This window comes from Pseudomonas sp. (genome assembly GCF_030150285.1).
GTDB lineage: Bacteria > Pseudomonadota > Gammaproteobacteria > Pseudomonadales > Pseudomonadaceae > Aquipseudomonas.
On sequence record NZ_JASLGE010000053.1, the window covers coordinates 87,176 to 108,808 of the forward strand.

General features: G+C 60.7%; 17 protein-coding genes. 8 read left to right on the forward strand and 9 right to left on the reverse strand.

Translation table 11 applies throughout. The features are described from left to right. The first annotated feature begins 49 nt into the window (after window positions 1-49). Window positions 50-3,022, forward strand: a complete 2,973-nt coding sequence (locus Q1W15_RS11960; protein WP_300728384.1) for an autotransporter domain-containing protein — start codon at window positions 50-52, stop codon at window positions 3,020-3,022. Window positions 3,023-3,123: 101 nt separating this feature from the next. Here the strand turns inward: Q1W15_RS11960 and Q1W15_RS11965 are convergent, their stop codons facing one another. Continuing rightward, window positions 3,124-4,170, reverse strand: coding sequence for a TerC/Alx family metal homeostasis membrane protein (locus Q1W15_RS11965; protein WP_300728387.1), 1,047 nt, complete (start codon window positions 4,168-4,170; stop codon window positions 3,124-3,126). Window positions 4,171-4,303: 133 nt separating this feature from the next. After that, complete coding sequence (locus Q1W15_RS11970) at window positions 4,304-4,978, reverse strand: HAD family hydrolase (RefSeq protein ID WP_300728390.1); 675 nt, start codon at window positions 4,976-4,978, stop codon at window positions 4,304-4,306. Window positions 4,979-5,438: 460 nt separating this feature from the next. Between Q1W15_RS11970 and Q1W15_RS11975 the strand changes: the two genes are divergently transcribed. Both Q1W15_RS11975 and Q1W15_RS11980 read left to right on the forward strand, forming a co-directional pair. Further along, a complete protein-coding gene (locus Q1W15_RS11975) occupies window positions 5,439-6,905 on the forward strand; it encodes a phospholipid carrier-dependent glycosyltransferase (protein WP_300728393.1) in 1,467 nt (488 codons plus the stop codon). 84 nt (window positions 6,906-6,989) lie between these two features. Continuing rightward, window positions 6,990-7,481: a hypothetical protein gene (locus Q1W15_RS11980; RefSeq protein ID WP_300728396.1), complete on the forward strand. Its 492-nt coding sequence runs from the start codon at window positions 6,990-6,992 to the stop codon at window positions 7,479-7,481. A 44-nt stretch (window positions 7,482-7,525) separates the two neighbouring features. Here the strand turns inward: Q1W15_RS11980 and Q1W15_RS11985 are convergent, their stop codons facing one another. Further along, window positions 7,526-8,209, reverse strand: a complete 684-nt coding sequence (locus Q1W15_RS11985) for a histidine phosphatase family protein (protein WP_300728449.1) — start codon at window positions 8,207-8,209, stop codon at window positions 7,526-7,528. 372 nt (window positions 8,210-8,581) lie between these two features. On the opposite strand from Q1W15_RS11985, the gene Q1W15_RS11990 reads away from it, so the two are divergent. After that, window positions 8,582-10,504, forward strand: a complete 1,923-nt coding sequence (locus Q1W15_RS11990) for a methyl-accepting chemotaxis protein (RefSeq protein WP_300728398.1) — start codon at window positions 8,582-8,584, stop codon at window positions 10,502-10,504. Between the two features lie 269 nt (window positions 10,505-10,773). Here Q1W15_RS11990 and Q1W15_RS11995 read toward each other — a convergent pair whose 3' ends face one another. The 4 genes from Q1W15_RS11995 to Q1W15_RS12010 all read right to left on the reverse strand — a co-directional run bounded on the left by Q1W15_RS11995 (window position 10,774) and on the right by Q1W15_RS12010 (window position 14,877). Continuing rightward, window positions 10,774-12,219: a SulP family inorganic anion transporter gene (locus Q1W15_RS11995; protein WP_300728401.1), complete on the reverse strand. Its 1,446-nt coding sequence runs from the start codon at window positions 12,217-12,219 to the stop codon at window positions 10,774-10,776. Between the two features lie 143 nt (window positions 12,220-12,362). After that, entirely contained in the window at window positions 12,363-13,262 is a 900-nt protein-coding gene (locus tag Q1W15_RS12000) for a LysR family transcriptional regulator (RefSeq protein ID WP_300728404.1), read from the reverse strand. A gap of 93 nt (window positions 13,263-13,355) precedes the next feature. Then, window positions 13,356-13,940 (reverse strand): NAD(P)H-dependent oxidoreductase, encoded by a 585-nt coding sequence (locus Q1W15_RS12005; protein ID WP_300728407.1) that lies wholly within the window; start codon window positions 13,938-13,940, stop codon window positions 13,356-13,358. 172 nt (window positions 13,941-14,112) lie between these two features. Beyond that, window positions 14,113-14,877: a sulfite exporter TauE/SafE family protein gene (locus Q1W15_RS12010; protein ID WP_300728410.1), complete on the reverse strand. Its 765-nt coding sequence runs from the start codon at window positions 14,875-14,877 to the stop codon at window positions 14,113-14,115. Window positions 14,878-15,017: 140 nt separating this feature from the next. On the opposite strand from Q1W15_RS12010, the gene Q1W15_RS12015 reads away from it, so the two are divergent. The 3 genes from Q1W15_RS12015 (at window position 15,018) to Q1W15_RS12025 (ending at window position 17,951) form a co-directional block, all read left to right on the forward strand. Continuing rightward, window positions 15,018-15,902, forward strand: a complete 885-nt coding sequence (locus Q1W15_RS12015; RefSeq protein WP_300728413.1) for a LysR substrate-binding domain-containing protein — start codon at window positions 15,018-15,020, stop codon at window positions 15,900-15,902. Window positions 15,903-16,038: 136 nt separating this feature from the next. Next, complete coding sequence (locus tag Q1W15_RS12020) at window positions 16,039-17,442, forward strand: amino acid permease (protein ID WP_300728416.1); 1,404 nt, start codon at window positions 16,039-16,041, stop codon at window positions 17,440-17,442. Window positions 17,443-17,606: 164 nt separating this feature from the next. Then, a complete protein-coding gene (locus tag Q1W15_RS12025; protein ID WP_300728419.1) occupies window positions 17,607-17,951 on the forward strand; it encodes a cupin domain-containing protein in 345 nt (114 codons plus the stop codon). A gap of 51 nt (window positions 17,952-18,002) precedes the next feature. Here Q1W15_RS12025 and mmsB read toward each other — a convergent pair whose 3' ends face one another. Beyond that, complete coding sequence (gene mmsB / locus Q1W15_RS12030; RefSeq protein WP_300728421.1) at window positions 18,003-18,890, reverse strand: 3-hydroxyisobutyrate dehydrogenase; 888 nt, start codon at window positions 18,888-18,890, stop codon at window positions 18,003-18,005. Window positions 18,891-18,900: 10 nt separating this feature from the next. Further along, window positions 18,901-20,415, reverse strand: a complete 1,515-nt coding sequence (locus Q1W15_RS12035) for a CoA-acylating methylmalonate-semialdehyde dehydrogenase (RefSeq protein WP_300728424.1) — start codon at window positions 20,413-20,415, stop codon at window positions 18,901-18,903. 208 nt (window positions 20,416-20,623) lie between these two features. Between Q1W15_RS12035 and Q1W15_RS12040 the strand changes: the two genes are divergently transcribed. Further along, on the forward strand, window positions 20,624-21,571 hold the full coding sequence (locus tag Q1W15_RS12040) for a LysR family transcriptional regulator (protein ID WP_300728427.1): 948 nt from the start codon (window positions 20,624-20,626) through the stop codon (window positions 21,569-21,571). Window positions 21,572-21,633: the final 62 nt, after the last annotated feature.

The window sequence follows — 21,633 nt, forward strand, 5'->3', positions numbered from 1 at the left end:
CATCTCGCTATACAGGTGCGCTCGGTTATCCCCTAAAAGGTCGTTTGTCATGCCCTCTTCACCCCAACGCCTTGCATTCGCCATCGCGCTTATCAGTGCGTCCAGCGGTTTTACGTCGTTGGCGCAGGCCAAAGACACCGTGCTGAACAACGACAGCACCAGCGCACTGAACCTCAATGCCAGCGACACGCTGACGGTGAAACCCGGTGCCAGCCTCACCACCCCAAAAGTCGCCGTCACCCTCAAGGGCACGACCACGGGCACGGGCGTGGTGATCGATAACGCGGGCCAGTTGGTGTCCACCGGCGGGCGCGCCATCGACAGCTCCGGCAGTGCCGACGGCGAGCGTATCTATCGCATTTACAACCGCGCTGGCGCGACGATCCAGGGCAGCAACGATGCGCTGCGCATCGACACCGACTTCAGCAGCGGCAGCCTGCTGATCGACAACAGCGGCACCCTTCGCTCCACCGACGGCGGCCAGGCCATCGACCTGGATTCCGTGCGCAGCGAGGGCGTCACCACGACGCTGATCAACCGTGAAGGCGGGCTGATTCGCGGCGAGCTCAGCGACGGCATGAAGACCGGCTCCAATGCCAGCATTACCAACCTGGGCGAGATCTCCACGGGGGATGCGAAGTCCGACGACAACAAATTCGACGGCATCGATATTGACTCCGCCACCGGCGTCACCGTGACCAACTACGGCACTATTTCAGGTGGCCGTCACGGCATCACCACCGACCTGGGGGCCACGCTGCACAACTTTGGCGAAGTCACTGGCCGCAACGGCTCGGGCTTTGGCTCGGACGGTAATGGCACCGTGATCAACCACGGCATCATCACCGGCGCTTATTCCGGGCTCAAGGCCAACGGAGATGGCGATGGCGTCGACATCGACCTCATTGCCCATATCGAAAACTATGGCGTGATCCAGGGCACCGGGGCGGGCGGCGTCGACAAGAACGGTTTCGCCAACGGCAGCGAGGGCGTCGCCATGGGCGGCGGCTATCTGCTTAACGCCCAAGGTGCGCGCATCAGCGGTGCCAACAATGCCGTGCTGGTGGATGACGGCAGCGATGGCGCGGGCGTCGCCGCCTCCACCCTGATCAACTACGGCACGATTGAAGGGCTGAACGGCTTTGGCGTGACGTTTGTGGGCGAGTTCGATGACACGGTCTACAACAACGGCCTGATCAGCGCCAGCAACGGGCTGGCGCTGGACATGGGCGGCGGCAACGACACCCTGATACTGGGCAGCGCCAGCCGTTTCGTTGGCGTAGTGGACGGCGGCAGTGGCATTGACCGGGTCGTGATGGATGACGCGGCAGGCGGCAGCTTCGGCAATAGCCGTAACTTTGAAGGGTTGGACGTGAAATCAGGCAACTGGACCCTCACCAGTCAGGGCGACTTTAGCGAGGGGGCCAGGGTGTTCGACGGCGCACGCCTGATCAATCAGGGCGCTATCAGCGGCACCGTCACCGTCGATGCCGGCGGTGTCTACGCGGGCGGTGGCAGCGCGGGCCACATGCAGGTCAACGGCACGCTGCAAACCAGCACATCCCTGGGCAGCGCGACCATCACCCATGACCTGACCCTGAGCAACGGCGCAACCCTGGCGTATGGCGTCAACCCCGACGGCAGCAGCGCACCGGTGCATGTGGGCGGCACCGCCACCCTCAATGGCGCAACCCTGGCGGTGCAGGCCGGTAGCGGCACTTACCCCTGGTTGAGCCGCTACACCGTACTGAATGCCGGGGCGATCAACGGCACCTTTGGCACCGTCACCAGCGACTATGCCTTCCTCACCCCGACGCTGGCGTACAACCCTACCCGCGTCGACCTCACTTATGCGCGCAATGACGTGGCGTTTAGCCAATACGCCAGCAGCACCAATGGCCGCCACGCCGCTCAGGGTTTGGCCACACTGGCGGCCGGTAACGCGCTGTACAACGCCTTGCTGAACACCAGCACGCACACCGCCGGTGCCGCCATCGAACAACTGGCGGGCAGCAGCACTGCCAGCCTGAGCAGCGCCACGTTGATCGCCAGCCAGCACGTGAGCAGCAGCATGTTGACCGCCCTGCACTCGCTGGGGTCAGGAGCTGGCCTAAACATGGCCGTCACGGCCCAGGACACCCCGGCCCTTGCGGCCACTGGCGTGCCCGCCGGGTTACGCAACCTCAATGACCCTAACGCCCAAGGGCGGCTGTGGCTGCAAGGCTTGGGCAGTTACGGACGGCTGGATGGCGAACACGGTAGCAGCGACCTGACCCAGCGTACCCAGGGCGGCTTGCTGGGTGCGGATTGGGCACTGACGCCGGACTGGCGTGTGGGCGTGGTGGGCGGCTACTCAAAAACCGACATCGACACCCACGGCCTGGACGGCACCGTCAACAGCTGGCATGCCGGTGCTTACGCCATGCGCCAAAGCGGCGCGCTGGCGCTAAGGTTGGGGGCGGCTTACAGCGGCCATAAGGGTGACAGTCAACGCACCGTGGCTTTTAACGGCTTCGCCGACCGGCCAAAGGGCGACTACCACGCCAACAGCCAACAGGCATTTGCTGAACTGGGTTACGCCCTGGGCAGCGGTCGCTTGAGCGCAGAGCCTTTTGTCAACCTGGCCTATCAGCGCTATCACCGTGACGGTTACACCGAAAAAGGCGGTGCGGCGGCCCTGAAGGTCAATGCACACACCCAAAACAACGTCAGCAGCACGGCGGGCCTGCGCCTGGCGCACCTCAGCCAGTTGGACAATGGCATGAGCCTCACCCCTCGCCTGAGCGCTGGCTGGAAGCACAGCTATGGCGACGTCAACCCTTCAACCCGACAAGCCTATGTGCTCGGCGGCTCAGCCTTTCAGGTCGAGGGCAGCGCGTTGGCCCGCGACAGCCTGGTGCTGGAAGCCGGCCTGGACATTGGCCTCTCGGCCCGGCAAACACTGGGGGTGGGCTACACCGGTGATATCGGCAATAACAGCCGCAATCACGGCCTGATGGGGCAATGGCAAATGAGTTTCTAACCCCCTGCGCTGCCGGCTCCCCGGGTGCATACCCGGGGTGTCTCGGCGCGGCCACCGGCTGCAATCAAGCGAAGAACTGTCACGCTCAGCGCCGGCGGTGATTACACGTGGGTGTCGTTTTTCGCGTCGCCCGGCTTGGGTTCCTTCGCAGGAAAAATGACACTGGCCGCGATGCCGATGGCCAGCACCACCAGCACCACCATCAGGCTGGTAGTGGGATCGATCTCGTAACCGTGACCAAACAAATGGTCCGTTGCATTCAGCGCCAGCTTGCCGGCGATAAAGAACAGCAAGGCAATCACCGCTTTTTCCAGGTGCACCAAATAGCGTTTCAGCGCCTCCAACACAAAGTACATGGTGCGCAGGCCCAAAATGGCGAACATCATGGCCGAGTACACGATCAACGGTTCACGGCTCACGGCAATCACCGCTGGCACGGAGTCGAAAGCGAACAGAATGTCCGACACTTCCACCACCACCACACACAGAAACAACGGCGTCGCAAACAGCGCGCCCTTGCCCGCCAGGGTCATGCCCTGGTTCTGCGGCTTGGTCAGTTCCTTTTCCAGCTCGGTGCGCGACACAAAAAAGTGATGGCCATGCAACTTGGGCCACACGGGAAACAGCTTCTTCGCAAAGCGGTAAGCAATGTGCCGGGAATAATCCTCTTCTTCGTCTTCTTCCTTGCTGCGCAGCATCATGACCGCCGTCCAGCCCACGATCACCGCGAACAGCACTTCGACCCAGGGCCCCAACGCCAACAGGCCCGTGCCGATGGCAACGAAGATCAAGCGGAACACAATGGCCCCGATAATGCCCCAGTACAGAACGCGGTGACGCAGCGCATCGGGCACTTTGAACCAGGCAAAGATCGCCATAAACACAAACAGGTTATCAACGCTGAGCACCTTCTCCAGCGCATAACCGGTCACGAACAGGCTGGCCACGGTGGGCCCATGTTCAACGTACAAGTAGCCTGCGAAGGCCAGTGAGATCAGCACCCAAAACACCGACCAGAGGGCCGCGTTGGTCAGCGTGATCGGCTTGTCGCTCTTGTGGGTGAACAGGTCGACTGCCAAGGCAAAGACCGCCAGCGCCACAAAAACAGCGATGGTCGTTGGCGGAAAGCCAATTGCCGTATTTTCCATAATGTCCTCGAAGATCAAAAACGTCAGGGCTCAGCCCGACTCATTGCCCAGGGTGCGTTGCACCGCCCATGTCACTTTTGCTCAGAACACGATAGGCCAATGCCCCTGTTGACGCGGTGTGTTTACGCCAGGCCTACAACTCTTCACGCAAGCACACATCGAGCGGGCGCTTGCGCCGCCACAGTGCATGAAATTCCCGCCAGTGCGGCTCTTGCGCGGCCCCCAGCATCTGTTCGTCGCCCCGGGTATCGCCCCAGGCGCGCAACGTGTAGCCGTCCAAAGGCCCGTATTGCGCCTCCAGCCGAATCACTTTTTGTTCGCAGCGGCAGTTGGTGCCCTCAATCTCCCCCGTCAGCACGCCATCCACAGCCACTAGCCGGGTACCGATCAAACCCACCCCCAACTTTTTCGCAAACGGCGACAGCACCAGCTCGGGGGACGCTGAACAGAGCGTCACCGTTGCCTCTTGCGCCAGTTGGTCAGCAACAGTGACCAGGCCCGTCGGCCGCATAAGCTGCGACCATGAAGCCTCACAGAACGCTTCGGCGCGCTCTTTTACCCAGGCTTCCTTAGCCCCGGTCAGGTAGACCGTTATCAGTTTCTCTTTCAAATCGTTACGCGATATCCGGCCCAGCACGTAACACGCTGTGGATGGGATCATTCGCAGCAGCCGCATGAAAAACAAACGATTGCCAAACGCAAAGCGCAAAAACGGCACAAATGAATCGTGATACGTCAGCGTGCCGTCGAAATCGAATGCGGCCAGTGCCGGCTTTTCTGTAACGCGAGCGTTCAAAGTGTCGTTCAACCTACTGATTCAGCCAATCGCAGGCTGCCTCCAAAAGTGTCTGACGCATGCACGCTTTAAGGGTTAACCCCTTGCCCATGCGCCCGTACGATAATGATGTGTGCCCGTGTGTGATGCGTCTCGGGCGTAGGCATGGCGTGAATACCGCCCATGCCGACTCATTGACGATGTGGCGTGCACTGCCGAGATCTTCAAGGCTGGCTGGCAATGTCGAGCCCCTCGCCGCCTCCGTCCGCGATGCAACGCCATGATCCGTCCGGGCAATTGTGCCAGCATTGTGCTGCGCAGTCCGGCCATTGCGTTCGACCAAGTACGGCAAGGCCCCCAACGGTGAGCGCGGGGCAAGCCCCTCACAGGCTAGCTGTTCGGCCGCCAGCGTATTAAAGCTTTCACATTTTGTTAAGAATTACCCTCTTATACTGCGGCACACCCTTCACTTGCCCCCCTGCCCGGTAGCCCAATGCGCCTGACTCGCCCTTTTCTGCTGTTAACACTGCTGACCGGTTTGTTGATGTTCTTCATGCTGGGCAATCACCAATTACAGGGCTCGACCGAATCACGCGTGGCGGGGATCGCCATGCAAATGCACCTGAGCGACGACTGGGTCACGCCCTCCTTGCTCAACGTACCCTTCCTGGAAAAACCGCCGCTGAGCCTGTGGCTGGACGCCGGCGCGATACGCGTGTTCGGGGGTGAAGTGTTTGCCGTGCGCCTGGCGGCGGCCTTTGCCGGCTTTTTTTGCGTGTTGTTGCTGTACGCCATGTTGCGCACGCTCGGCCGCCCAACGGCACTGGCCTGGGTGGCAGCCGCGATGCTGGCAACCATGGGCAGCTTTTGGGCCAACTCACGCATGGTGGGTGAGGATGCGCTGCTGACGCTGGGCATCACCATGGCGTTGCTGGCGTTTTATCACGCCAGCCGCCAGGCCCATTTCGCCCGCGGCACCTGGCTGCTGTTTACCGCCGGGATTGTCATTGCGACCCTGAGCAAGGGCGTGCTGGGGCTGGCCATGCCGGGCGTGGTGATTTTTGTCTTTCTTGTGTGCGAAAGCCTGATGACCCGCCGTGTTGTCGTGCGCAATTGGTTGCGCCCCGCGCTGATGACGCTGCTCGGGCTGATTCCGTTGTTCATCTGGTTGTGCATGCTGTATCAGCGCGGCGGGATGCAAGCGGTCGGTGAGGTGTTATGGACCAACAGCGTCGGGCGCTTCAGCGGATCGTTTGTCGAAGCCGGGCATTACGAACCGTTTTACTACTACCTGCGAAAACTGCCCGAGACCTTCTTGCCCTGGAACCTGCTGACCTTTCTGGGTTTGTGGCACTTTCGCAAGCAGGTGCGCGACAACCCCTACCTGTTGTTTTTCTGCGTGTGGGTGCTGGCGCAATTTGTGCTGTTGAACCTCGCCTCCAGCAAACGCGCGGTGTACCTGATGTCGCTGGCACCTGCCGCCGCGGTGATCAGCGCCGAATACGCGTTTGTCGTGCTGCAGTGGCTGCGTGAAAAGAGCGCGACCTCGCCACTGGCCAGGTGCCTGAGCGTTTATCACCGTCCACTGGCGGCCACGCTGTTGGCCGGTGTGGTGGTGGCTTTTCTGATGGCAGCGCTGGCGGCCCCGCGCGCCGACAAAACCGATTCGTTCCAACCCATGGCGGCCCATGCACAAACCCTTGAGGCTCAAGGTAAACGCATCGCCCTGCTGCAACCCGACGAGCGCCTGGGGGCGATGGTGTTTTACCGGCAGCAGCTACAAACGACGCTGGCGTCCCCCGCCGAGTTGCAAGCATTCCTCAGTGCATCACCCGATAACATCGCCATTGTCGAGTACCCTGACGTGCTGGGCGTGCCCCTGAACATCCTGGACACGGTCAGCGTCGGGCGGCACCACTACTACTTTGTCAGCCTGCCCCCGGTATCGCCCGACCATTGATCTCGAGCAAGGGAGCGTCACTTGGCGTGGCCGATTACCCAGCATTGGCTACGCTCCAAGGCATTTCCAGCCAAGGAGCCTGTCATGGCCATCCGTATTACCAGCAAAACCTTGAGCGATTACGACGCGCAACGGGCCTTCAACACGGCCACGGCGTACCTGCGCACATCGGACCTCGCCCTTTACCTGATCAAGAACCTTGAGCACAGCAAAAAAGTCACGCTCAACGTGGAGGTCTGCGCTGACCCCTCGCCCGCCAATGCCGACACGTGCGACGCGGGCAACCTCGTGTGGAACCTGCACGGTGCCGCGCTGGCAGGTCAGCCTGAAGTGATCGCCAACGCCTCTGCCGAACAACAGGCCTACCTCGCCAGCCAGTGGCGCTTGATGCACCTGTTGGCCCAGGCCTGCGAGCAACTGAATGCTGACCTCAACTTCCGCGATGCCGATGCCACCTGGCCGTGGCTGGATGAGGACACACTCAGTGCCCGCGATATCGAAACGGCCGTGGCCCGTGAACTCAACACACAACCCCTGCCTGACGGGCAAAGCTGGAACCGCGTGCTCAAGGCCTGAAACGACAACGCCCGGCACAAGGGCCGGGCGTTTCGCGGTACACGTTACAGCGGCGGGGCATCACGTGCGGGGCTATTGAAGGCCAGCGGCTGGGCTAAAATACGCCCCCAGTCGGCAGGCTCGATATAGCCCAGCATTTGCGGATGAGCGCCGGCATGGGCGACGCTGACAAACATCGTTGAACCAAAGGCCACCGGTGTATCCGTCGGCACCTGCATGTCCGTTTCCAGTTGATCCATGCATTCGCTATGGGTCACCAGCACCAGGTTGCGACCGGGCACCTTGTGCTCCAGAACATCACGCAACATCGTGCCCCGACAGTTGAACAGCCAGTCTTGGGCTTCTACCGGGCGGACGAACATCGCATCTGCCGTTTGCCGGGCCCGCGTCAGCAGGCTGCTGAACACATCGGCATTGTTCAGCCCCAGTTGCCTGAAATCTGCCCCCAAGCCCTGCGCAACCGCCTCACCCCGCACCGTGACACCATCGGCCGGGCCCAGGCACGGGGTGGTCGAACGGTCACAGCGCTCCACATGGCGCACCAGCGCAACCACATCGCCTTGCGCCCAACGCTGGGCCAGGGCCTCGACGCGCCGGGCATTCTCAGGCTCGGCCAGGTTCGGTGCCGCACCGGGGGCCATCAGGTGCAGCGTCAGTGCTGTGGCCAGCACACCCGCACCGATCACCACACATGCATTTCGATAACGCCCCACCCATGAGCGCAGCATTGCGCGCTTGGCCCCCGCCAAACGTAGACTCAGTATCACAGTGCAACTACTCCCACATGAATGGTGCTGGCCATCACCCTAAAGCGCGAAGATGACAAGAGGTGCATGGCCGACGGGTCAGTGACGAAAACACAGTGCCTGACGGTGCTGGCCGTAGATTAAAAAAACAGACATTGGAGGCAGGTGAAAGGAATGTGAAAAAAATGCGATGAGGCCCCGACAGACCGGGAAGGGTCGGTTTATTTTTTATATAAAAACGTTTCAGCTCTGAGTTTTACCGCCGATAAAGCCCGACACACTGACTCGACTGGGCGAAAAAATATAAACCTCCAGCGAGCCCGGATCTTGCGTGCACCGCTCCTGGAGATTGTTATGAACACCTGGCTGAACAACATCAGCGTTAATTTAAAACTGGCCTTGGGCTTTGGCCTGGTCTTGGCCCTGACGTGCCTGATGGCCATCGGTAGCTGGTTTAGCCTGGACACGCTGATTGATCGCAGTAACTGGATGAGCGATATCACCCGCCTCAACACAGCGCTGACCAATATGCGGGTGGCGCGCCTGCAATACATGCTGACCAACGGCGACGAAACCGCGGCGCAGAATGTGCAAAAGACCCTGCGGGCCTTCATGGACCAACAGGACGCGCTGATCGCTCGCTTCACCAGCCCGCAAAACCTCACGTTACTCACAGAACAGCGTGCCATCAGCAACCAGTACGAAAGCGCTCTGGCCACCATGCGCAAGGCCTACGTGGAATCTGCCAGCGCCCGCGACACCCTGGACCGCAGCGCCAAAACCGCCCTGGCCGCGATTGATGCCCTCGAAACCCGCGTACTGCAACGCGACGCCGGTGACGCCGGTCGCTTTGAGCAATACCAGGCCGAAACCCGCGTGCGCGAGCAGTTCTTGCAGGCCCGAGACGTTGCCCGCGCCTATACCGCGTCACCGTCACCGGCCGCCGAGCGCGCAGCGCAGGCTCAACTGAGTGCGGCCAAGGCCAGCCTTGACGCCCTGACGCGTCACTTCGGCGACACGGCCCCCGACACCTTGCGCACCCTGAGCGAAGCGATTGCCCAATACACCTCGGCGCTAAAAGTATTTGCCAGCACCGACACCACCATTGCCGACGTGCGCAAAGACATGACCGATTACGGCTACGGCATTCTTGAGCGCAGCGACAAGCTCTACGCCCTCCAACTGGAGCGCCGTGATATCGAAAGCGCCCAGGCCAACACACTGCAACTGATCACCACCTTGCTGGTGCTGCTGTTCGGCGCGGGTGCCGCAATCATCATTACCCGCCAGATCACCCGCCCGCTGCGCGAAACGCTGGCCGTCGTAGAGCGTATTGCCGGAGGCGATCTGAGCCAGGACCTGCACGTCACACGCCGCGACGAACTGGGCATGTTGCAGCAGGGCATTGCCCACATGGGGGTGACCTTGCGCGACTTGATCGGCGGCATTCGCGACGGCGTCACCCAAATCGCCAGCGCCGCCGAAGAACTGTCGGCCGTAACCGAACAGACCAGTGCCGGGGTGAACAGCCAAAAGGTCGAGACCGATCAAGTGGCCACGGCCATGCACGAAATGACCGCCACCGTGCAAGAAGTCGCGCGCAATGCCGAACAGGCGTCGCAAGCCGCGGCGGCTGCCGACACACAAGCGCGCCAAGGCGACGATGTGGTGAACCAGGCGATTGATCAAATCGAGCGCCTGGCCGTCGAAGTGGGCCGTTCAACGCAAGCCATGACAATGTTGCAGGCCGAAAGTGACAAGATCGGCAGCGTGATGGACGTAATCAAGGCCGTCGCGGAGCAAACCAACCTGCTGGCCCTGAACGCCGCCATCGAAGCCGCCCGTGCGGGTGAAGCCGGGCGCGGGTTTGCCGTGGTCGCGGATGAAGTACGCGGGTTGGCGCAACGCACACAGAAGTCCACCGAAGAGATTCAAACCCTGGTCGGTGCCCTGCACAGCGGCACACAACACGTGGCCAGCGTAATGAACACCAGCCGCGCCCTGACCGACAGCAGCGTCCTCCTGACCCGCCAGGCGGGGACCGCCTTGCAGGGCATCACCCACACCGTGTCGAACATTCAACTGATGAACCAGCAAATCGCCGCCGCCGCCGAACAACAGAGCAGCGTGGCCGAAGAGATCAGCCGCAGCATCATCAACGTACGCGACGTCTCGGAACAAACCGCAGCGGCCAGCGACGAGACCGCCAAATCCAGTGTCGAACTGGCCCGCCTGGGCACCCAACTGCAAGAAATGGTCAGCCACTTCAAGGTGTGACGGCCGGTTGAAAAGATCGCGAGCAAGCTCGCTCCTACGCGCGCCCCTTGAACCACGCGGGTCTCGCACCGGTTTTACGCAGCGGGACCTGTAGGAACGAGCTTGCTCGTGATCTGTTGATCTGGTTTTTGATCCAAGGGCCCCCTTGAACCACGCGGGTCTCGCGCCGGTTTTGCGCAGCGGGACCTGTAGGAACGAGCTTGCTCGTGATCTGTTGATCTGGTTTTTGATCCTAGGGCCCCCTTAAACCACGCGGGTTTCGCGCCGGGTTATTCGGGGTGAACGCGGGCGCGGCGCAGCAGTTTTTTGCTGCGCTCCGACAGGTGCAGTACGCGCAGGTGCTTGCCAGCCTTGCGGTAGCGTTCACGCACCGTGTCCAGAGCCGCAAGGGCCGAATAATCGACAAGGCTCAGGTGGCTGCAATCGAGCGTCACTTGCGCCGGGTCATTGGCCGGGTCGAACTGTTTGATAAAGGCCGTGGTGGACGCAAAAAACAGCGTGCCGTGCATCCGGTACACCTTACTGCCGTCCGCTTCCAGGTGAGTGTCTGCGTACAGTTGGCGGGCCTGCTGCCAGGCAAAGTTCAGCGCCGCTATGATGATGCCGCAGAACACGGCAAACGCCAGGTCGGTGAATACGGTGACCACCGTGACCGCCACAATCACCAGCACATCGTTGAGCGGCACTTTGTTCAGCACCCGCAGCGAAGCCCAGGCAAACGTCTGCTGCGACACCACAAACATTACCCCCACCAGTGCCGCCAGCGGGATGCGCTCGATATACGGCGACAGAAACAGCACAAACAACAGGATCATGACCCCGGCCGTGACGCCGGACAGCCGCCCGCGCCCACCGGAACTGAGGTTGACCACGGTTTGCCCGATCATCGCGCAACCGCCCATGCCGCCAAACACTCCCGAGACCATGTTGGCCGCCCCCAGCGCCACGCATTCGCGGTCCGGGAAGCCGCGGCTTTCAGTGACTTCATCTGTCAGGTTGAGGGTGAGCAGGGTTTCCAGCAGCCCCACCATGGCCATCAAAAACGCATAAGGCGCAATGATTTGCAGGGTGCTCCACGTCCAGGCAATGTCCGGTAGGCTAAACGTCGGCAGGCCACCCGCGATTTGCGCCATATCCCCCAAGGTGCGGGTGGGCAGGCCCAGCGCATACACCGCCAGCCCCACGCTCAAAATGGCCACCAGCGCCGGCGGCGCGGCGCGGGTCAAGCGCGGCAGTAGATAAACAATCGCCATGGTCAGCGCCACCAGCCCAACCATCACGTACAACGGTGTGCCCGTGAGCCAATGGTCGCCGTCCTTGAAGTGGTCCAGTTGCGCCAGCGCAATCACAATCGCCAAACCGTTCACAAACCCCAACATCACCGGGTGCGGCACCATGCGTACCAGCTTGCCCAGCTTGAGCAAACCAAATGCCAGCATGATCAACCCGCTCAACAGCACGGTGGCCAGCAGGTACTGCACGCCGTGTTGCACCACCAGTGCAACGATCACCACCGCCATGGAGCCGGCCGCGCCAGACACCATGCCCGGCCGACCGCCGAATAGCGCCGTCAGCGTGCAAATAAAGAAGGCCCCATACAAACCCATCAGCGGGTTGAGATGAGCCACCAGCGCAAACGCGATGCACTCGGGCAGCAAAGCAAACGACGTCGTGAGTCCGGCCAGGACATCCGCGCGCAGACGGGAAAATTTCATGGTGTACCTAACATTCAGGGCGGGAACAGCAGAGGGAGACACAGGAAACGGATGGTAACAAACTGACGGCGATAGTTAAAAACCGCCGAGCCTCTGCCCAGCAGCCGTACTTGAGCAGAGGCAGCAGCGTGCTGTCAGGTGACCTATGGGTGCGCGTAGCTCGCCAGCTTGGCCTGAATGAAATCCAGAAAGCACTGAATCCGCAGGGCCAACTGGGAGTTGCGGTAGTACACCGCGTGGATCGGTTGGCGATAGCCGCTGTTGAACTCACTGAGCACCGTCTGCAAGCGCCCCGTAGCGATGTCTTCGTGGGTCATGAAATGCGACAGGCACGCGATGCCCTGCCCTTGTAACGCCAGTTGACGCACGGTCTCACCGCTGGACGCACTGATGGCGGGCTGGATTGGCCAGCGGTCCCCTTGGGCAAAACGCAGCGGCCAGTGGTTCAGGCCGTCGTTTTGGGCAAAACCGATCAACGAATGGTCAGCCAGGTCAGCGACGCTGGCCGGGGTGCCGTGCCGGGCAATGTAGTCGGGGCTTGCCAGAATATTCAGCGGGCTGCACCCCAATGAGCGGGCATGCAGGGTGGAATCCGCCAGGGTGCCTATGCGGATGGCGATGTCGGTGCTTTGCTCCAGCAGGTCGATGATCAGGTCGTTGCTGTTGAGTTCCAGTTGAATCTCGGGGTACCGCTCACGGAACTCACTGATATACGGCACGATGGCGTGCAACATGAACGGCGAGGCGGCGTTGATGCGCAAACGCCCGGACGGGGTACGCCGATGGGAAACCAGACGCTCTTCAAGGTCATCCATTTGCTCAAGAATCCGCTTGGCCTGCTCGAAAAAAAACTTGCCCTCTTCGGTCAGGTCCATGCGCCGCGTGGTGCGGTTAATCAACGTGGTCTCGAGCTTGGCCTCCAGCCGGGACAGCGTGCGGCTGACGGCCGAAGGCGTTTGCCCGGCCTGTTCGGCGGCGGCCGAAATGGAGCCGCACTCGATGACCGAGACAAAAATTTGCAGCTCATCGGATCTGGCTTTCACAGGCACCCCTCATTGGTCACGACTGATAGTAGTCGCTGACGAGGTACGCGGCTGCGATCGCAGCCTCGCGCCTCGACACTGACGACAGACAGATTACAGGCCAAAGACTTCCGTCAGGTGCTGCTCGTAACGGGCGGCGTCGACATCCGGTTGCGGGCGCTTCATCACGTCAACACACAGGAACGTCGGCAAACCGGTCATGCCCAGAAACTGGTTGGCCTTATGGAACGGGAAGTACACCGCGTCCACGCCCTTGCCTTCAAAAAAGTCAGCCGGGTCATCAAACGCTTGCTGCGGTGCGTTCCAGGTCAGCGACAGCATGTACTGCTTGCCCTGAATCAGGCCGCCGCTACCATAGCGCTGCGAAGCGTCGGAGCGGGTGCGACCGTCACTGGCGTAGAGCTTGCCGTGGCCTTCGGTGAACACTTCGTCGACGTACTTCTTGACGATCCACGGCGCGCCCATCCACCAGCCCGGCATTTGATAAATCACCACATCCGCCCACAAGTACTTCTCGACTTCTTCAGCAATGTCATAGCCCTCATCGATGTGAGTGACCTTGACCTCAAAGCCATGGCGATCGAAAAACGCCAAGGCCGTGTCATGCATCGTCAGGTTGTAGCGACCGTCGGAGTGGGCAAATTGTTTGGCACCGTTGAGCAGCAAAATCTTTTTCATCATCAGCCTCATCAGGAATTAACCCTCAGCGCTGTCGAGCCGCGTGGGGTCTTTGTAGTCAGGAACATGCCGATCAGGTTATCGACGCCCGGCCGTTGGAAAAACCCGCGTTGAGGCAAATGACCTTTGTCTTATAGTCACGAATGGCAATTTGATTATTGCATTGACGACCTTAACCACTGATCAATAAATGCACTCCCAATAGCGCCATCCCCACAAAGAACACCCGCTTGAACAGCGTCGCACTGATCCGTTGACGCAGCCATTGCCCCAGCCACATCCCGAGCATGGCGGGCAACAGCGCCAGCACAGAGGCATTGAGTGCCCCGCCGCCCAGGTTGCCGCGCCAGTAGAGCCCGGCCGCAAGGGCCAATGTGGAGACACTGAAGGACAATCCCAAGGCCTGAACCAGTTGGTTTTTATTCAGGCCCAAGGCCTGCAGATACGGCACGGCGGGAATCACAAACACGCCCGTCGCGGACGTAATAACCCCTGTGATCAACCCGCACACCGGGCCCCACACGCGTTCAGCGCAAGGCGCGACACTCAGCGCGGGCAGAAACAACCCGCTCAAGGCATACAGCAGCAGCGCTGCGCCCAAGGCCCGTACCACCCAACCGCCACCGTCAATACTTAGCCATAACATGCCCACGGCCGTGCCCAATAGAATGGCGAGCTGCATGGGCCACAACCGCTTGATCAAGCTACGCAACTCACCGCCGGCGGCCAATTGCCAAGTATTGGTGACGAGAGACGGAATAATCAGCAATGCCGCAGCCTGCGCCGGAGCAATAGCCAGCCCCAGCAAGCCCATGGCAACGGTGGGCAACCCCAAGCCAATCACGCCTTTGACCGTGCCCGCCAGCAAAAAGGTCATCATCACCAGCAGTGACAAGGCCCAGCCCAAATCTTGGTAGTACGCAATGAGTGTATTCATGAGGCCATGCTGGGGGATGGCGGCCGGCTTGAAAAGGCATCATACATTGAGCCAGACTCTTGTTTAGACATAGGCAGAATACCCACGTGTAGGAACGTCGACCGGCCCCTCCTACCGTCGAATAAAGGCGCACCCGAACCATGCATTTCGACCTGATTGATCTGCGCTTGTATGTGAATGTGGTGCAGGCGGGCAATATCACGGCGGGGGCCAGCCTCAGCCATTTGTCGCTGGCCGCCGCCAGCGCCCGGATCCGCGCCATGGAGGCTTCGCTGGGGGTCGAGTGTTTGCAACGCAGCCGCCGAGGTGTCAGCCCGACACCGGCCGGGCAAGCCTTGGCTCAACATGCCCGGCTGTTGCTGCAACAGGTCGAGCGCGTGCACCACGACATGGCCGAGTACGCCCAAGGCTTTAAAGGCCAGGTCCGGTTGCTGTGCAATACGGCGGCGCTCACGGAGTACTTGCCCGAGTTACTGGCCGACTTTGTGCGCAAGCACCCGCACATCAGCCTCGATCAACACGAACTGACCAGCCTGCGCATCACCCATGCGCTGCGTGAGCAGGCCGCCGATATCGGTATCGTGTCAGATGCGGTCGATACCCGAGGCCTGCAAACCCGGCCCTTTCGCGATGACCCGCTGGTGCTGGCAATCCCCCTCGACCACCCGCTGGCACAGCAGCCGTCGGTGACCTTCAGCGACACACTGAGCCACGACTTCGTTGGGCTGTCGGCTAACAGCGCATTGGCCGTGCACCTGGAGCAACAAGCCCTGCATTGCGGCGTTCGCTTACAGGTATGCCTGCGGGCCGACGGTTTTGAGGGGGTGCTGCGCATGGTTGCCCGTGGCGCGGGGCTGGGCATTGTGCCCAAGGCCACGGTCGAGCGCTGGCAAGCCGCGCCCACCTTTAAGGTGGTGAACTTGAACGAACCGTGGGCAGCCCGAAAGTTGCTGCTGTGCGCTTATTCATTCGAACATCTGCCGCCCTACGCCCGCACGCTGCTGGAGGCACTGTCAGTCGACTGAAGCTGTAAGAAATGTCTCATAGTTGCCCGCAACTGTATGTCTGAATGTTTACCCAGAGTAATATTCGGGCCTTTCTGATACTTGGAGCGCGGGCCGCTCTTTATCCACTATCAAACAACCACCAGCAGGACATTCGATGGCTGACGCTAATTCCCCACCGGTCACACTCAAACGTGGCTTGAAAAACCGCCACATTCAGCTGATTGCCTTGGGCGGCGCGATTGGTACAGGGCTGTTCCTGGGCTCGGCCGGCGTACTCAAGTCGGCCGGGCCATCGATGATTCTCGGGTATGCGATTGCCGGTTTTATCGCGTTTCTCATCATGCGCCAGCTCGGTGAAATGATCGTCGAAGAACCGGTGGCAGGCTCGTTCAGCCACTTTGCCCACAAGTACTGGGGCGGTTACGCCGGCTTCCTGGCGGGCTGGAACTACTGGGTGCTGTACGTGCTGGTGGGCATGGCCGAGCTGACAGCCGTCGGCAAATACATCCAGTTCTGGTGGCCCGAGGTGCCCACGTGGGTGAGTGCCGTGGTGTTCTTTGTGCTGGTCAACCTGATCAACACCCTGAATGTGAAAGTATTCGGCGAAATGGAGTTCTGGTTCGCAATCATCAAAGTGGTCGCCATTGTCGGCATGATCATCCTGGGCTGCTACCTGCTGTTCAGCGGTGCCGGTGGCCCGCAAGCCTCTATCCGCAACCTGTGGAGCCACGGCGGGTTCTTCCCCAACGGCGGCATGGGCCTGCTGATGGCGATGGCATTTATCATGTTCTCCTTCGGCGGCCTGGAACTGGTGGGCATCACCGCCGCTGAAGCCAGCGAGCCGAAAAAAGTGATTCCCAAGGCCATCAACCAGGTGGTGTACCGCATCCTGATTTTCTACGTGGGTGCCCTGACCGTGCTGTTGGCCCTGTACCCGTGGGACCAATTGCTGGTCACGCTGGGAGCCGGTGGCGATGCCTACAGCAGCAGCCCGTTTGTGCAGATCTTTGCCTTGATCGGCAGTGATACCGCCGCGCAAATCCTCAACTTCGTGGTACTGACCGCCGCGCTGTCGGTTTACAACAGCGGCGTGTACTGCAACAGCCGCATGCTGTTTGGCCTGGCCGAACAGGGCGATGCCCCCAAAGCGCTGATGAAACTCACCAAAAACGGCGTGCCGTTGCGTGCGCTGGGCGTATCGGCGCTGGTGACGTTGCTGTGCGTGGTGGTCAACTACGTGGCCCCGCACAAGGCGCTGGAGTTGCTGTTTGCGTTGGTGGTTGCCTCGTTGATGATCAACTGGGCGCTGATCAGCCTGACCCACCTCAAGTTCCGCAAAGCCATGCGCGAACAAGGCGTGACACCTTCGTTCAAGGCGTTCTGGTCGCCCCTGAGCAATATCGTGTGCCTGATCTTTATGGCGGTGATCGTGACGGTGATCTGGATGATCCCGGACGTTCGCGCTTCGGTTTACGCCATCCCGGTGTGGCTGTTGATCATTTACGGCTTCTACCAAGTGCGCCTGCGCACGGGCAAAGCGCTGGCTAACCCGCGCTAACCCAGACGCAACACCCGTAAGCCCCGGCCCTGTTCAGCAGTGCCGGGGCTTTTTTACGGGCGCAGGCTGCGCGTTCGGGCCGCTGGGGGTCGGAAACAGGCAACTGCCCAGGGGTAAGGCCGGTTACGGTGGCGATTGTTTGTTCATCCATTACAGGAGTTCACATGTCAGCGCCGATTACCGTCCTTCGTGACACCCACCCACTGCCCCTGCTCGATGCCTGCCAGTGGAAAAAGCTCGAAGGCGACCCGCACACCGTCAACCTCAACGCCTACACCAGTGAGGACGGCAGCAAAATCATGGGCACGTGGATCTGCACGCCCGGCAAGTGGTACGTGGAGTATGTGAAGTGGGAATACTGCGATTTTCGTGAAGGCTACTGCATCATCACGCCGGATGGCCAAGAGCCAATCCACCTGCGCGCCGGGGATATTTTTGTCGTGGAGCCCGGCATGAAAGGCACATGGGAAGTGGTCGAAACCGTGCGCAAGTACTTCGTGTTTGCCTGATTAAGCGGCCAAAACCCGGGAACCCGCCCGACGCGGATTCCCGGAAAACCCCTAGCGGGGTTTGCGATAGCTGTTGATGATGGCCGAGAAGTCTTGCCCCCCTTCCCCACGTTGACTCATGGCCTGATACAACTGCTGCGCCACCGCGCCCAGTACCACCGGCTGATGCGCCTGACGCGCCGCCTCAGTGGCCAGCCCCAGATCCTTGAGCATCAGCTCGGCACCAAAACCGCCGGTGTACCCGCGCGATGCCGGTGCAGTGTCGACAATGCCCGGCCACGGGTTGTACACCTCCGAACTCCAGCAACGCCCGGTAGAGCTGTTGATAACCCCGGCCAACACGTGGGTGTCGATACCCAGCGCCGCGCCAAGGGCCATCGCTTCACTGACCCCGACCATGGAAATGCCGAGCAGCAAGTTGTTGCAGATCTTGGCCACCTGACCGGTGCCCGCCTCGCCGCAATGCACGATATTGCGGCCCATTTGCGAGAGCACCGGGTGCAGGGTGTCGAACAGCGCCTGCGTGGCACCCACCATAAAGGTCAGGGTGCCCGCTTGCGCGCCCCCCGTGCCGCCGGACACCGGCGCATCGGCCAGGTGCACGCCCTGCTTGGCCGCAATGGCCGCAATATCACGTACGGTTTGCGGGTCGATGGTGCTGCAATCCACCGCCGGTACGCCTTCGCTGATACCGGCCAACACGCCGTCTTCACCCAGCCACACGCTGCGCACATGGGCGGCGGCGGGCAACATGGTGATCACCAGTTCACTGCCCTTGGCCGCTTCACGGGGCGAAACGCTGACCTGACCGCCCAGCGCCGCCAATTCGGCCAGAATTTCTTTATTCAGATCAAACAGGTTCAGCGAGTGGCCCGCCTTGATCAGGTTGCGCGCCATGGGTGCGCCCATGTTGCCCAGGCCGATAAATGCAATGTTCATGGTCGTGCCCTCAACGAAGATTGATGGTGGTGTTCACGCCATCATTGACGCTGTCATCGTCGAACCAGCGGCTGGTGACGGTCTTGGTTTGAGTATAGAACTGCACCACTTGCTTGCCGTACGGGCCCAGATCGCCGAGTTTCGAACCCCGGGAGCCGGTGAAGCTGAAGAACGGTACCGGCACCGGAATCGGAATATTGATGCCGACCTGGCCCACGTCGATCTCGCTCTGGAACTTGCGGGCCGCCGCACCACTTTGGGTGAACAGGCCAGTGCCATTGCCGAACGGGTTAGCGTTGACCAGCGCGATAGCCTGGTCGAGGGTGTCGACCGCAATCACCACCAGCACCGGGCCGAAGATTTCCTGAGTGTAGATCTGCATGTCGGTGGTCACGCCCGAGAACAGGGTCGGGCCGATGAAGTTTCCTTGCTCGAACCCCGGCACCTTGACGTCACGGCCATCAAGCTCCAGCACCGCGCCTTCTTTGATACCGCTTTCAATCAGCCCCAATACGCGCTCTTTCGCACGTTTGGAAACCACAGGGCCTACATCAGTACCCGGCTCACTGCCCGCATTAACCTTCAGCTTTTGGGCCAGCGCCTTGAGGTCCGGCAACCATTGCTTGGCTGCCCCCACCAGCACCACCACCGACGTGGCCATGCAACGTTGACCGGCCGCACCAAAACCGGCACCGACCAGCGCATTGAGGGTTTGCTGACGGTTGGCGTCCGGCAGTACCACGGCATGGTTTTTCGCGCCCATCATCGATTGCACGCGTTTGCCGTGACGGCCTGCCAGGTCATACACATGGGTGCCGACCGCTGTTGAGCCGACAAACGACACGGCCTTGATGTCTGCGTGGGTGCACAGTGCATCCACCACGTCCTTGCCGCCGTGTACCACGTTGAGTACGCCGAGCGGCACACCGGCTTCAAGCGCCAGCTCGACCAGCATCAGGGTCGACAGCGGGTCCTGCTCGGACGGTTTGAGTACGAAAGTATTCCCGCAGGCGATAGCCATCGGGAACATCCACAACGGAATCATCGCCGGGAAGTTAAACGGCGTAATGCCCGCGCACACGCCGATCGGTTGACGCAAGGTGTAGGTGTCTACGCCGCCCGCTACGTTTTCAGCGAATTCGCCCATCTGCAATGTGCCGATGGAGCACGCGTGCTCGACCACTTCCAAGCCCCGGAAAATATCGCCTTCTGCGTCAGCAATGGTTTTGCCTTGCTCGGCACTCAGCACGGTGGCGATACGTTTGGAGTGCTCGCGGATCAACGCTTGCAGCTTGAGCATGATGCGCATGCGCGCGCCAATCGGCGTCAGTTTCCAGGTCTGGAAAGCGCGTTGGGCAGCGTCAATGGCCGCGTTGACTTCGTCGGCAGTGGCGAACGGCACCTTGGCCAGCACCTGCTGAGTGGCCGGGTTAACGATGTCGTGCCACTCGGTGGTCTGCGAATCGATCCACTCACCATCAATCAGCAAGCGGGCATTTTGATACGGGGTGTTGGACACGCTCATGGAAGTCTCCGGTATTATTTTTATGATGGCCCGCTCAGCGGCGACAAGGCTGTAAAAGCTAACTTGTCTCGCGATGCAAGCGACGCGGCATGTCTGAAAACCGCAGTGAGATCGTCAGCTCTAAGCGGTTCAAGGTTGGCCGCAGGACTGTTTTTGGAGTATAGGTGTGCGTTCTTCTAATAAGAACGCACATAAAAGCCGGTCTAATATGCAAAAAAACATCACATCGTTAAGCGCCCTGAACTGGGACGACCTGAAGTTTTTTCTCGAAGTGGCCCGCACCCGCAAAGCCAGCAGCGCGGCCAAACGGCTGGCGGTGGACTACACCACCGTATCGCGCCGAATCACATCACTGGAGGCCGCACTCGGCACGTTGCTGTTTGAAAAGTCGCGCACCAATGGCTTCACCCTGACCAGCGAAGGCCAGCGCCTGCTGGGGTATGCCGAATCCATCGAAAGCACGCTGCACATGGCTTGCGAACAAGTATCGGGATCGGGGGTGGCGTTGTCGGGGCATGTGCGCATGGGGTGCACCGAAGGCTTTGGCAGCTTTTTCATCACGCCACAGCTGAGCCACTTTGTGGACACCTACCCGGCCATTTCCGTGGACATCCTGCCGCTGCCGCACTTTATTAGCCTGTCCAAGCGTGAGGCCGACATCGTGATTGCGCTGGAGCGCCCGGAACACGGGCCCTATGTGTGCTGCAAACTGTGCGACTACCGCCTGCAACTGTTTGCCACCCAGGAATACCTGGACAAACACCCGCCCATCAAACGGGCGGCCGACCTGGCCAACCACCCCTTTATCAGCTACGTCGATGACCTGGCGTTCAGTTCAGAGCTGTTGTACCTGGCCAATGTCCTGCCGGGTGCCAGCGCCAACCTGCGCAGCACCAGCGTCATCGCCCAATACGTGGCCGCGCAGCAAGGGCGATCAATGGCCATCTTGCCGTGCTTCCTTGCCGCCCAAGACCCGCGCCTGCTGCCAGTACTGCCGGATGAAATCACCCTGACCCGCCATTTTTGGATGTACTGCCGCGAAGACCTGCGCAAGCTGAAACGGATTACCTTGTTGTGGGATTACATCAGGGAGGTGACGGAGCTGAATGCCCCGCTTTTGCAGGGGGAAACGCGGGACATGAAGTTTGCGCAGTGAAGACGCTGTTCTACCAGCGAGCCAGCTACTTCCATGCAGGGAATCTCTGTAATCATTGTAAG